Annotated in this window: 10 protein-coding genes; 8 read left to right on the top strand and 2 right to left on the bottom strand. The window is 61.7% G+C overall.

All coding sequences use genetic code 11. The features are described 5' to 3' along the window. Nucleotides 1–240: 240 nt before the first annotated feature. Together leuS and ACSEXS_RS10945 are read left to right on the top strand one after the other, a co-directional pair. Nucleotides 241–2,730: a leucine--tRNA ligase gene (gene leuS, locus ACSEXS_RS10940; RefSeq protein WP_438433266.1), complete on the top strand. Its 2,490-nt coding sequence runs from the start codon at nucleotides 241–243 to the stop codon at nucleotides 2,728–2,730. A gap of 145 nt (nucleotides 2,731–2,875) precedes the next feature. Beyond that, a complete protein-coding gene (locus ACSEXS_RS10945; protein WP_438433267.1) occupies nucleotides 2,876–3,877 on the top strand; it encodes a phosphotransferase enzyme family protein in 1,002 nt (333 codons plus the stop codon). A gap of 186 nt (nucleotides 3,878–4,063) precedes the next feature. On the opposite strand, the gene comER is transcribed toward ACSEXS_RS10945, so the two are convergent. Further along, entirely contained in the window at nucleotides 4,064–4,888 is an 825-nt protein-coding gene (gene comER, locus ACSEXS_RS10950; RefSeq protein ID WP_438433268.1) for a late competence protein ComER, read from the bottom strand. Between the two features lie 273 nt (nucleotides 4,889–5,161). On the opposite strand from comER, the gene ACSEXS_RS10955 reads away from it, so the two are divergent. From ACSEXS_RS10955 to holA, 6 genes are all read left to right on the top strand, one after another. After that, nucleotides 5,162–5,812 carry a ComEA family DNA-binding protein gene (locus ACSEXS_RS10955; protein ID WP_438433269.1) on the top strand — a complete coding sequence of 217 codons (651 nt, stop codon included), beginning with the start codon at nucleotides 5,162–5,164 and terminating at the stop codon, nucleotides 5,810–5,812. A gap of 75 nt (nucleotides 5,813–5,887) precedes the next feature. Beyond that, entirely contained in the window at nucleotides 5,888–6,400 is a 513-nt protein-coding gene (locus tag ACSEXS_RS10960; protein WP_438433270.1) for a deoxycytidylate deaminase, read from the top strand. 209 nt (nucleotides 6,401–6,609) lie between these two features. Further along, nucleotides 6,610–9,168, top strand: a complete 2,559-nt coding sequence (locus ACSEXS_RS10965) for a ComEC/Rec2 family competence protein (protein WP_438433271.1) — start codon at nucleotides 6,610–6,612, stop codon at nucleotides 9,166–9,168. A gap of 158 nt (nucleotides 9,169–9,326) precedes the next feature. After that, the gene (locus tag ACSEXS_RS10970; protein ID WP_438433272.1) at nucleotides 9,327–9,875 is read left to right on the top strand and encodes an RNA polymerase sigma factor; all 549 of its coding nucleotides are present in this window, start codon (nucleotides 9,327–9,329) and stop codon (nucleotides 9,873–9,875) included. Beyond that, nucleotides 9,872–11,017 carry an anti-sigma factor family protein gene (locus tag ACSEXS_RS10975; protein WP_438433273.1) on the top strand — a complete coding sequence of 382 codons (1,146 nt, stop codon included), beginning with the start codon at nucleotides 9,872–9,874 and terminating at the stop codon, nucleotides 11,015–11,017. The genes ACSEXS_RS10970 and ACSEXS_RS10975 overlap by 4 nt, the downstream gene beginning before the upstream one ends. Before the next feature lie 222 nt (nucleotides 11,018–11,239). Then, nucleotides 11,240–12,226 carry a DNA polymerase III subunit delta gene (gene holA / locus ACSEXS_RS10980; RefSeq protein WP_438433274.1) on the top strand — a complete coding sequence of 329 codons (987 nt, stop codon included), beginning with the start codon at nucleotides 11,240–11,242 and terminating at the stop codon, nucleotides 12,224–12,226. A gap of 73 nt (nucleotides 12,227–12,299) precedes the next feature. Here the strand turns inward: holA and rpsT are convergent, their stop codons facing one another. Continuing rightward, entirely contained in the window at nucleotides 12,300–12,572 is a 273-nt protein-coding gene (rpsT, locus tag ACSEXS_RS10985; protein ID WP_438433275.1) for a 30S ribosomal protein S20, read from the bottom strand. Nucleotides 12,573–12,829 lie beyond the last annotated feature (257 nt).

Consider the following 12,829-nt stretch of genomic DNA (forward strand, 5'->3'; position numbering starts at 1 on the left):
AGAGCCGGAAGGTGAACCGGAGAAGCACCGAGGCGGGCCGCGCGGCCTGCTGACCGGCGCTCGAATCCCGGCGTAGCCCGACCGTTTCGCCCGCGTTAAGGGCGCTTAAAGTGAGCCGGGTGCAGGATACGATCCGGTTAACTAGGGTGGTACCGCGGGAAATCAACCTCTCGTCCCTAGCTTGATGCTGGGGCGGGAGGTTTTTTGCTACGCTTCGAACGAGTCAGAGGAGGATTTCAGATGACGCAGGAGAACAGACAGACGGAGGCGCAGGAAAGCGGAATTCGCGAGGACGCGAAGGGCGTCGCCTACCACGCCCAGACGCTGGAGCCGAAGTGGCAGAAGTACTGGGAGGAGCACAAGACCTTCCAGGTCGAAGAAACCGGCGACAAGCCGAAATTTTACGCGCTGGACATGTTTCCGTATCCGTCGGGGGCGGGCCTGCATGTCGGCCATCCGGAGGGCTATACCGCCACGGATATCGTCTCCCGCTATAAGCGGATGAGGGGCTACAACGTGCTGCACCCGATGGGCTGGGACGCCTTCGGCCTGCCTGCCGAGCAGTACGCCATCGACACGGGCAACGACCCGCGCGATTTCACGAAGAAGAACATCGACAACTTCCGCCGCCAGATCAAGTCGCTCGGCTTTTCCTACGACTGGGACCGCGAGATCAGCACGACCGATCCCGATTACTACAAATGGACCCAATGGATCTTCATCCAGCTCTATAACAAGGGACTCGCCTACGTCGATGAAGTGCCGGTGAACTGGTGCCCGGCGCTCGGCACGGTGCTCGCGAACGAAGAAGTCATCGACGGCAAAAGCGAGCGCGGCGGCCATCCGGTCATCCGCAAGCCGATGCGTCAGTGGGTGCTGAGGATCACCGAGTTCGCCGAGCGTCTGTTGGAGGACCTCGAAGAACTGGACTGGTCGGAGAGCATTAAGGACATGCAGCGCAACTGGATCGGCAAGTCCAAGGGCGCAGAAGTGAAGTTCGCGGTCGAAGGCCATCCCGAAATGACGTTGACCGTCTTCACCACGCGTCCGGATACGCTGTTCGGCGCCACCTACTGCGTGCTCGCTCCCGAGCATGAATACGTCGATGCGATTACCACGCCCGAGCAGCAGGCATCCGTGGAGCTGTACCGCGAGAACGCGGCCCGCAAGAGCGACCTGGAGCGCACCGACCTCGCCAAGGAGAAGACCGGCGTCTTCACCGGCGCCTATGCGATCAACCCGGCGAGCGGCGAACGCACGCCGATCTGGATCGCCGACTACGTGCTGGCCGGCTACGGCACCGGCGCGATCATGGCGGTGCCCGGACACGACGAGCGCGACCATGAATTCGCCGTGAACTTCAACCTCCCGGTGAAGGAAGTCGTGAAGGGCGGCGACACGGCCAAGGATGCTTATTCCGGCGACGGGGAGCATGTCAATTCCGGCTTCCTCGACGGTCTGCACAACGAGGATGCGATCGCCAAGATGATCGCCTGGCTCGAAGAGAACGGCAAAGGCCGGGGCAAGACGACCTATCGGCTGCGCGACTGGCTGTTCAGCCGCCAGCGGTACTGGGGCGAGCCGATCCCGATCCTGCATCTGGAGGACGGAACGATGAAGACCGTTCCGGTCGAGGAGCTGCCGCTCATGCTGCCGAACGTCGATTCCGTCAAGCCTTCCGGCACAGGAGAATCGCCGCTCGCGAATGTGGCCGACTGGGTCAACACCGTCGACCCCGAGACCGGTCTGAAGGCCCGGCGGGAGACGAACACGATGCCGCAATGGGCGGGCAGCTGCTGGTACTACCTGCGGTTCATCGACCCGCACAACGACAAGGAGTTCTGCTCGCCGGAGCTGCAGAAGAAGTGGCTGCCCGTCGACCTCTATATCGGCGGCGTCGAGCACGCCGTGCTTCACCTGCTGTACGCCCGCTTTTGGCATAAGGTGCTCTACGACCTCGGCTATGTGACGACCAAGGAGCCGTTCCAGAAGCTGGTCAATCAGGGCATGATCCTGGGCGGCAACAACGAGAAGATGAGCAAGTCGCGCGGCAACGTCATCAATCCCGACGACATCGTGAACAAGTACGGGGCGGATACGCTTCGTATCTACGAAATGTTCATGGGTCCGCTGGAAGCGACCAAGCCGTGGAGCGAGACCGGCGTCGAAGGCGCGCACCGCTTCCTCGCCCGCATCTGGCGGCTGTACGTGACGGACGTCGGCGGCCTGAATCCGAAATTTACCGCCGACGATGCAGCCGTCTCGGCCGACTTCAAGCGGGTCTGGCACCGCACGATCAAGAAGATCACGGAAGATTACGAGGCGCTGCGGTTCAATACGGCGATCAGCCAGCTGATGATCTTCGTCAACGAAGCGTACAAAGCGGAGGCGCTGCCGCTCGCCGCGATGGAGAACTTCGTTCAGCTGCTGTCCCCGCTCGCTCCGCACATCGCGGAAGAGCTGTGGGAGCGGCTCGGCCACACGGGCTCGATCACCTATGTCCCGTGGCCGGAGTACCAGGAAGCCCTCACCGTCGACGACGAGGTCGAGATCGTCGTTCAGGTGAACGGCAAGATCGCCGACCGCGTCAAGATCGCCGCCGATCTGCCGCAGGAAGACATGCAGGCGGCGGCCATGGCGCTGCCCCGCGTGCAGGAGCTGACGGCCGGCAAAGCAATCGTCAAAGTGATTGCAGTCAAGGGCAAGCTGGTCAACATTGTCGTCAAGTAAACCGCATGAGGAAGCAGGGAAGAGACCCGAGGGACTCTTCCCTGTTTTTTTGTTGGAGCAAGCTTTCGTTAAGTCATTTTGTAGCATGCATCCTTCTCCGCAAGGGCTTACAATGAACGGTATCAATCTTTTTCCGGAGGTCCTCATGAACGATACCATCATTCAAGTCCGCCATTCCCAACTGCATCCCGACGCCCTGAAGAAGGAGCTGGCCGATCGCTATGCGCTGGGGGCGCCGATGCAATGCCGCCTGTTCGACAGCGGGATCAACGATATTTATGTGGTGAACGCCGAGGGGGCGCGGTTCTTTTGCCGGGTATCTCTGACGGGTCGGGTTACGCGAAAGGATGTCGAAGAGGAGGTGGCCGTCCTCCGTCTGCTGGCGGACAAGGGGATTCGGGTGGCCAAGCCCATCGCCTGCCAAGATTCCGCGTTCGTCTGGGAGGTTCAGGCTCCGGAGGGACCGCGGGCGGTCGTCCTGTTCGAAGAGGCGCCTTCGGCTCCTTCGGCGGATAAGGGCAAGCAAGCCTGCAGGCTGGGAAGTGACCTGGCTCGCCTTCATGCGATTGCGGACGAACAGAATCCTGCCGTCAGCCGCCCGGCCATCGATCTTCATCAACTCATCGAAGAACCTTTGCGCAAAATGAAGCCCCATTTCGAGCATCGGAGCGAAGAGTATCAGGCTCTCCGGGAGGCGGCCGAACAATTGGGACAGGCCATCGAACGGAAGCTGGGATACGAAAAACCCGTCTACGGCTTCTGCCATGGAGATATTCATGGCGGCAACGTGCATTTTTCCGGCGAGGAGCCGACCCTCTTCGACTTTGATTGCATGGGATACGGCTGGCGGGCCTATGACATCTGCGTCTTTGCGTGGAACGAAACCTTCGGGGAAGAGGGCTATGTCGAGAGCGAACCCTGGAAGGCCTTTCTCGAAGGCTATCAGTCGGTGCGACCGCTGAGCGAGCGGGAGATCCAGGCCATTCCGGCCTTCGCGGCGCTCCGCGACCTGTGGCTTGCGGGCCTCCATGCGGATGTCCTCGAACGCAATGCGGGCTGCTCGTGGTACAATGACGGGTATTTGGACAACCGGCTCCGCTACTTCAAGCTGTGGCAGGAGCGAGCCGCTTCGTTCTTGCAGGCGTGAGTGGTGCGATTGTCCGGGAAGCGGTGCAGGGGGTGGAGGTATGGGGGCTTGTCCGCTTGTCCGAAGCCGCTTGACATCGACGCGGATAAAGGAAAAGGGACCGTTTTAGCAGGTCCCTTGTAAATGTCCACGAACCGACAGGAGGGGGCTGTTGTCCCCTCCTGTTTGCGTTCGCGAAGGCAAGCCTCACCCTTCGCGCAGAAGCTCCGCGACCTTCTCGGCATCCTCGCGGAATTTGGCGTGGGTGCTGCCGATAAGCCGGGTGAAGGTGCCGCCGAGCTCCCGGTCAAGCAGCTTGAGGGCTTCTTCGGTGATCCCGCCCGGCACGGCCACGCGGGCGATGATATCCTGCGGGCACAGGCCGCCGGCCGTCAGCAGCATGCCGGTGCCGAGCAGCATCTCGCCCGCCATGCGCTCCGCTTCCTCCCGGCGGATGCCGGCTACCTCCACCGCCGCATCGACGAGCCGGCCGAGGAGGTAGGCCATGAATGCCGGGCCGCAGCTGGAGATATCCGAACTGATCCGGGTGAAATCCTCGGCGACTTCGAGCGGGCGGCTGATGGAGGCGAGCAGCCATTCCAGCCGCTTCTTGTCCTCCGGTTCAATGCGGCTGCCGTAGATGCAGAGCGCGGCGCCGCTCAGGACTAAGTTCGTGACGCTCGGAATCACCTTGGCGATTTTGCCGGGCAGGCGATCCTCGAGTTGGTTCAGCATCACCGGACTGGTGATGGAGACGATGAGTTGGTCCGGCCGGCAATGGGGGGCGATCGTCCGCAGCAGCTCCGGAAAGTCGCCCGGCTTGACGCACAGGAAGAGGAGATCGCTCGCCTCCGCGGCCTCCGCGGCGCTTCCCGCCGCCTGCAATCCCGGAAACTGCCGGGCGAGCCGCTCGGCCTTGGCGGGAGTGCGGTTGGCGGCCACCATCTCTTCCGGACGCAGGCCACCCGACCGAATGAAGGCTTCGATCAGGATGCTTCCCATGCTGCCGGTACCGATAAAGCCTGTCAACACGTGGATCCCTCCTTTTCCGAACGAGAGCCCGGAAGGATGCATACCGATTCCCTTCACTATATGCGCAGGCGATCGGCCGTATTCGTCGGGGCAAGGGAACCCTTGCGATGAACCGGATGATGGTAGGACTTGCCAGAATGAACTCCTTTCGGTATAGTGAGACTCATAAGCGATTTCCGGGCGGAAGCACCGCCTCTTCTCCATCCTCCGGGTGGAAAGGGGCGGTGCTTTTTCGTTTATTATGCGGCCCGGTCAAAAGGAGGAACTTCGACCATGTGGATGATGATCTTGCAATACCGGCAGCGAATCCTGGTTGGACTGGCGGCGCTGATCCTTGCCGGTGGCGGGTTTTGGGCCGGGCGCGCCACCGCGCCGGAACCGGAGCTTGCGAGCGGCCTGTACCCGATGAACGGTCCGCTGGCGGCGGCACTGCCTGCCCAATCGGCGGCTCCGGCGGCGGGTGGCGCTTCCTCGGGAACGGCGGCGGCCGGAGCGGTGCCGAGTGCACAAGAGCCGGTCGGACAGGCGGCAGCTCCGGAGCGGGTCGTCCCGGCCGGACAGCCGTCGGCTTCGGCTGAGCCGACACGCGCCGACGACGCCTCGGCAGCGGCCGCCTCAGGGGCTTCCACGGCGCCGAAGGCTTCCGACGCCCCAGCAAGAGCGGCTTCCGCCGCCAAGCCGAACGCGGCCGCGAAGGACGAGCCCGCCTCAGCCGCCGCGCGGACAGGTGTCATCGACCTGAACACCGCGGGCCTGGAGGAGTTGATGGAGCTGCCGCGCATCGGCGAGGCGAAGGCGAAGGCGATCATCGCTTACCGCGAGCAGCACGGCGGCTTCCGCGCCGCCTACGAGATTACCGAGGTCAAGGGCATCGGCCAGAAAACCTACGAAGCGTTTAAGGACCGGATCACCGTCGGGAAATGAAGCAATGCGCGGCTTCCCTTTTATCGGCAGGTGTGAGAAAATAGGCACAACTTAGCTCGTCCGGGAGGGGAGCCTATGGCGATAAAGAAAGATTGGGATACCTATTTTATGGACATTGCGTTCATGGCCTCCACCCGATCGCAGTGCCCCCGGCGACATGTCGGGGCGGTGCTGGTCCAGGGCCGAAAGCTGCTCGGCTCGGCTTATAACGGCGCACCGATGGGAGTGCCGGACTGCAACGAGGCGGGCTGTATGCTGACCGAGGAGTTCGAGGTCCAAACGGTGGACGGCGTCGAGACGGTCGTCAAAAAACAGCGCTGCATCCGCACGATCCACGCGGAGCAAAACCTGCTGCTCTTTACCGACCGGGTCGACCGGGAAGGCTCGACCGTCTATGTGACCGACCAGCCCTGCTGGACTTGCGCCAATATGCTGGCGAACAGCGGCATACGGGAGATCGTGTTCCACCGCCCTTATCCCAAGGATACGGACAAGGTGACGCAATTGATGAAAACCCGGGGCATCCTGTTTCGCCGGCTCGACGCCTACGAGCCTCCGGAGAACACGCTTTCCGAGACGGTGAACTAGATCCGAAAAGGGACAGTCCCAAGCAGCACGAAACAGCACGGATTAGGCGCGTATAGCCTAGAATAGGCGCGTACAGCACGGAATAGGCGCATACAGCACCATCCGCAATACCAGCAAGGGAAAGCGCAAACCGGAGGAAGAACCCCGCTGACCATTTTAAGCGGGGTTCTTTTTTTCGTTCGGACGAAGCGCCAGGAGGAGGGAAACAGATGAAGAGCCTGCTCGTTCAAGCGACGGCGGCTTGGGTATTGGGCTACGCCGCCGCCATCGGGTTCGGACCGGTGCCTCAGGCGGCCCGGTGGATGATCCCGGTCGGATTCGCCGTCCTGGCGGCGGCGCTGCCTGCGATAAGACAGGCGCGGCCATTGTCGGGGAAGCGGACGTTGGCGCTCTTGCTTCTCGTGGGGGCGGCGGCCTGCCTGTTCTACAGCGGAAACGATGAGCGCAATCGGACGAAGCTTCCGGCGGCGAACGCCGAGGAGCTGAACGGAGTCACGATTGAAGCAACCGGCGCCGTGCTGAACCCCGTCGAAGTGGACGGCGACCGTGCGATCCTGCTCCTGCGGACCACGGAGGTTACCCTTGAAGGCGATGCGCCGCTTAAGGTCCGCGAGAAGCTGCGGGTGACGGTTCGCCTGCAGAGCCTGGAGGAACAAAGGACGGCGGCAGGGTGGCGAAGAGGAGACACCCTGCGCCTGACCGGCGAGCTGCTGCGGCCGGAGCCGGCGCGGAATTTCGGCGGCTTCGATTACCGAGCTTATCTTCGGCGGCAGCATATCCATTACCAGCTAAGCGCGAAGGGAGCTGCCGGTGTGGAGCGGCTTCCCGCCTCCCCGTCGATCTCGCTCGTCACCCTGGAACGCACCCTGGACCGGGTGCGTTCCACCCTATCCGCCAAGCTTGCCGGCTCTTTTCCCGACGACCAAAGCGGGTATATGAACGGTCTCGTGCTGGGCATCACGGATGGCATTGATCCGGAGCAGTACGACCGGTTCTCCGGACTGGGCTTGACCCACCTGCTCGCCATTTCCGGAATGCATGTCGCCGTGTTCATCGGGGCGCTGCTCTGGATCTTCCGTCGGTTGCGCATGCCCAGAGAGACCGCGATCATCCTAATTCTGCTGCTCCTGCCCCTCTACGTTCTGCTCACCGGGGCGGCGCCGTCGATTGTCCGCGCCGGTCTTATGGCTGCGCTGGGGTTATTCGCGACCTTGCGCGGCCGGACGAAGGAGGCGCTGCGGCTCATCGGCCTCGCTGCGCTCGCGATGCTCGTCTGGAATCCCTATTACGTGCTCGACGTCGGCTTTCAGCTGTCTTTTCTCGTCACCGCCGGACTCGTGCTCGGCGTTACGCCATTGTCGCGCTTGCTGCCCATCCGGCGGAAGAAGCTGAACGCCGCGCTCTCGGTCGCCTTGATGGCCCAACTGGTGTCCTTCCCGCTGACGGTCTATTACTTTAACCAAATCTCTTTTTTGTCGCTCGCCGCAAACCTTTTACTCGTCTCCGTCGTCAGTTTCGTAGTCACTCCCGGAGGCACCCTGGCCATGCTGGCGGCTCTCGTTCATCCCGGAACGGCGAAGCTGCTGGCTTGGCCTGTCGTCGTCCTGAACCGGGTTACGTTCGGACTCGTGGAAGGGCTGAATGCCGTCCCTGGCATGAAGCTCGTCTATCCGACTCCGCCCGTCTGGTGGATTCCGCTCTATTACGCATGCGGCGGCTTGCTGCTCTCGGCCGCGCTCCGGGCGAAGGAGTCGCGGCAGCTGCGAAGAACCGGCATCCGGCTGCCCGATCCGCCGGGACCGCTGCCCCTCGGTTCCCGTTTCGGGGCCGTCCGCCAGCGCAATGCGGCGGCTTGCCTGCTCGCGGTCCTGCTCGTATCCGGCTGCACGCCGCCGGATGCCAGGCAGACCGGCATCGGAACCGTCTCGTTCCTCGATGTCGGACAAGGGGATTCCATCCTCATTCGGACTCCCGGGAACCGAATCCTGCTGGTCGACGGCGGAGGAACCGTCCGCTTCCGCAAGCCGGGCGAGGAGTGGAAGGAGCGGAGCGATCCCTATGAGGTGGGGAAGAAGCTGCTGGTGCCGCTGCTGAAGAAGCGCGGTATCGGAAAGATAGACACGCTTATCGTCAGTCACCTGGACGAAGATCATATCGGCGGCCTCCAAGCCGTCGTCGAGGAAATCACCGTGCATCGTATTCTATTTAATGGTACCCTAAAGAAAAGCGAGAGCGTAGAGAAGCTGTTCCGGACGGCTCTCGGCAAACAGATTCCAGTCGAGGAGGCGCTTTCCGGCAGCCGCTACCGGCCGGACGGGGAGACCGAGCTCATGTTCCTGAACCCGACCGCTCCTTCCGGAGATTTGGTCCGTGCTCCGGATCAGAACGGACAGTCTCTCGTCTTCACGTTGGACATGCTGGGCCGCCGGTTTCTGTTTCCCGGCGACGCCGGAGAAGAGACGGAGCGCGCCATCCTGAACGCCTATGCCGAGCTTGCCGGAGGCCGCCCGGTCGATGTGCTGAAGGTGGGACATCACGGCAGCCGCACCTCGACCACGGCTGCGTGGTTGGCTTACTGGCAGCCGGAGTATGCCGTCATCTCGGCAGGCAAAAACAACAGCTACGGGCACCCGTCCCCGGATACGCTGACTCGGCTTGCCGCAGCGGAAGCCCGCGTCTTCCGGACGGATGAGGACGGGGAAATCCGGATGAAGGTGAGCCGCAAAGCCCTGTCGATCGAACGGAAGCTCGCCGGAGCAAACGAGTAAAACGAAAGCATCCCGCCCGCAAAACGGCTTCCGGCAGGGAATTGGCTTCCGACGGAGAATTAAAACAAGGGCTTCCCGGCCAATCGACATTTTTTTACGAACCTGCAACCTTTTGACCCTACCCTCCGTCAGAGAGGTTGCAAGAGAGGGGGACCTCCGTGGTATCGCCTGAACTCATCAAGGCGGCACAAGCGGGAGACCGCGATGCACTCATCACTCTTTTGCGGGAAATCGAACCGCATGTCTATAAGACTGCCTTTTATACCCTGAACAACGAACAGGATGCCATGGATGCCTCGCAGGAGGCCCTCCTTCGCATTTACCAAAAGATCGGAACCTACGAGGAACGGGCCCAGTTCAAGACCTGGGTACAGCGGATCGTTACCAATATCTGCATCGATACCTTCCGGCGGAATAAGCCGTCGGTGTCCATCGAGGAGCATGAGATGGTCTTTGCGTCCGGCCAATTCGTCGAAGACGAAGTGCTGGCGACGTTTGCCTCCAAGGATATTGTAACCGCCATCGACAAGCTGCCGATGCAGCATCGCACGGTGGTCGTGCTTCGCTATCTGCAGGATTTCAGCTACGCCGAAATCGCCGAATCCCTCAATTTGCCGATCAATACGGTCAAATCCTATCTGTTCCGGGCGCGGCAGCAGCTGCAGGTTCTACTCCAAGATTATCAGAAGGGGGGTGTTCGGGGATGAGTTGTTCGGAAGTGATGGAACTCATGCAGAGATATCTGGATCATGACCTAAGCGAAATGGAGCAGCAGACCATGGTTTCGCATTTCAGTCGCTGCCCCGAATGCGCCGCCAGGTTCGAACGCCTGCAGCAGGTGTCCGAGAGCCTCGAAGCTTTGCCCGATATCCGGCCGCCGTTCAGCATCGTGGATTCCATCCTTCCGCAGCTGGATGCGCTCGTCCCGGAACGTCCGGCCTTCGCCGCCGCTCCCTCAGGAGAAAAATCTCGGCCCCACAAGGAACGCAGGCGTTATGTGCCGCGTCTCGTATATGGAGGAACGGCTGCCGCCGCCTTGATTCTGGGCGTGTTCCTGTTCCAGTCGCTCGATCGCGGCAGAACGGACAGCGCCTCGCATGATGCTTCCGCGCTTCAAGCCACAGCCGGAATCAAGGCGGAGAAGAACGGGCTCAGGCTTAAGGAGGCCACTTCCGCCCCGATGGTTGCAGCCAGTCCGTCCGATGCGGGTGCGGCTCTCGGAGCGGCCGATGCCCAATCCCGGCTCGTGACGCCGGGCACGGCGGAGAAATACTCCGTTACGGATCAGATGGGAGAGGCGGGCAGCGCGGACGCTGTGCAGAAGCAAGCCGCCGCCGATTCCGTTTCTCCCCGTCCTCCGCAGAAGGAGGACGACTCCAGCCTGACTTCGTCGATTGCGGCCACGCCGGCCCCCGGCGGCTCCGGTTCGTTCACGGTTCCGGACTCCCTGGCGGCGCCTACGCCGATCGCGAAGCAGCCGGACGAAGTGCCATCCGGGTCGGGAACCTTCTTCCAGCCCGGCGAGATGTCGGGCAGCGACTCCCTGGGCAAGTCGCCGGACTCTTCGCTTCCCGACCAGGGGCTCTTGCTCGGCAGCAATGTCGACTTGTCCCGTCTCGCCTCGCCGGGCAACAAGTATTTGGCGGCTGTGGAGAACCAACGCGTCGTCATCCGGAACGGCGCCGGTGCTTTGGTGTTCCAGTCGCCGGTTCAATGGGAAGACGGCGATACAGTTCAACTGACGGAATGGGCGAGCGGCTATCAGCTCCTCTACGTGGTGAAGCGCAGCGACGGCGATCTGTATGAGTACATGATCGATCTCGCGCTCCAACAGGAGTTGAAGAAATAACGAAATCCGCCCGCATAGAGGAAAAGCATGCGGCATATCCTATAACCACGTATAACCGCCGGCGCGGAGGTTTCTAGAGCCTCCGTTCCGGTGTTTATATAAAGGGACGGCGCTCCGCCAACGGCGGGCGCCGTTTCTTTGTCCTCGGGTTGGCGGCCCGGGAGGAGAAGCGAATCGGCTGGGCGCTGTGGTATAATGGCAGAAGACAACGGAGGTGCGCAAATGGCAACGGACAACGCCGTGCTCGTCTGCTATGGGGCGGAGCGGTTCTTGCGGGATGAATTCATTGGAGGGCTGATCGACAAGTGGGTCGATCCCGAGCTGCGCGATTTCGCGCTGATCCGCTACGACCTGGCGGAGACGCCGCTCGACGCCGTGCTGGAGGAGGCGGAGACGATTCCCTTCATGGCCGAACGCAAGCTGGTGATCGCCGCGAACGCCGTCTTCCTGACGGGGGCCAAAGACCCCTCGAAGGCGGAGCACCGGCCCGAACGGCTGTTGTCGTATCTGGCGTCGCCGGCGCCGCATACGCAGCTGATCCTGACGGTGGACGCCGACAAGCTGGACGAGCGCAAGAAGCTGGTCAAGGCGCTGAAGGAGAAGAAGGCGCTGAAGGCGTTTACGCCGCTTTCGGCGGAGGAGCTGCCGGGATGGACGGAGCGGCGGGCGGCGAGGCACGGCATTCGCCTGGAGCGGGCCGCGCTGGACCGTTTTCTCCTGTACACGGGTGGACAGCTTCAGGCGATGGAGGCCGAGCTGACCAAGCTCGCCGTGTTCGCCGGCCAGGATGCCGAAATCCGGCTGGAAACGGTGGAAGGCCTGGTCGCGCGAAGCGCGGAGCAGAACGTCTTCCTGCTGATGGAGGACATCGTCGCCCGGCGCTTCGACAAGGCGATGGACCAATTGCATGAGCTGCTCAAGCAAAAGGAAGAGCCGATCAAGCTGCTGATGCTGATGGCCCGCCAATTCCGGATGATTCTGCAGGTGAAGGATTTGTATGCCCAGGGGTATTCCCAGCAGCAGACGGCGGCGCTGATCGGCTCGCATCCGTATCCGGTAAAGCTGGCCGCCGATCAGGGGAGGGCGTACAGCGCGGAGCAGTTGAAGCGGGTTCTGACCGACTTGGCGAACCTGGATTATGCCATCAAAAGCGGCCAGACCGACAAGGTGCTGGGGCTGGAGCTGGTCCTGCTGAAGCTGGCCGCTTAGCGGCCGGCTTTTTCCATATAAACGCAAACGGACCGCCCTCGAAAGGGCGGTCCGGACCGGTGGGGAAGAAAGCTTACGCCTGCGTGTTCAGAGCGTTCAGTTTCTTGGCCAGACGGGATTTTTTGCGGTTGGCGGTGTTCTTATGGATCAAGCCCTTCGTAGCGGCTTTATCGATCTTCTTCGTCGCCTGTACCAAAGCTTCCTTGGCGGTTTCCACATTACCGGTGCTGGCGGTGTTCTCAAAAGTCTTGATGGCCGTACGCAGGGCGGACTTTTGGGAAGCGTTGCGCAGACGGCGGGAATCGTTCGTCTTTACGCGTTTGATAGCGGATTTAATGTTCGGCATCACGTTCACCTCCTACTCAAAAACCATACCATTCCATATGGCTGACAACTTTACATATTCTATCATGGCCTATTTTAAAAAGCAAGACCCGGAGTAGAACGTTTGCATTCGATAAACCTCCTTGGGTCTCGCTCTAACCTGCAGTACACCTGAAGCCCGCCCTTTGCAGCCAACCCGCAGCCTATCTCCTTTCCGCCCACCAGCCAACTCGCCGTCTATCCTCGTTCCACCCACCCCGGTTAACTCGCAGGTAAGCC

The sequence above is a fragment of the Gorillibacterium terrae genome (genome assembly GCF_051594785.1).
Classification (GTDB): domain Bacteria; phylum Bacillota; class Bacilli; order Paenibacillales; family NBRC-103111; genus Gorillibacterium.

Excerpts from the sequence above, each read along its gene's own strand:
- leuS (WP_438433266.1), top strand. The coding sequence starts at position 241 with ATGACGCAGGAGAACAGACAGACGGAGGCGCAGGAAAGCGGAATTCGC.
- ACSEXS_RS10945 (WP_438433267.1), top strand. The coding sequence starts at position 2,876 with ATGAACGATACCATCATTCAAGTCCGCCATTCCCAACTGCATCCCGAC.
- ACSEXS_RS10955 (WP_438433269.1), top strand. The coding sequence starts at position 5,162 with ATGTGGATGATGATCTTGCAATACCGGCAGCGAATCCTGGTTGGACTG.
- ACSEXS_RS10960 (WP_438433270.1), top strand. The coding sequence starts at position 5,888 with ATGGCGATAAAGAAAGATTGGGATACCTATTTTATGGACATTGCGTTC.
- ACSEXS_RS10965 (WP_438433271.1), top strand. The coding sequence starts at position 6,610 with ATGAAGAGCCTGCTCGTTCAAGCGACGGCGGCTTGGGTATTGGGCTAC.
- ACSEXS_RS10975 (WP_438433273.1), top strand. The coding sequence starts at position 9,872 with ATGAGTTGTTCGGAAGTGATGGAACTCATGCAGAGATATCTGGATCAT.
- holA (WP_438433274.1), top strand. The coding sequence starts at position 11,240 with ATGGCAACGGACAACGCCGTGCTCGTCTGCTATGGGGCGGAGCGGTTC.
- rpsT (WP_438433275.1), bottom strand. The coding sequence starts at position 12,572 with ATGCCGAACATTAAATCCGCTATCAAACGCGTAAAGACGAACGATTCC.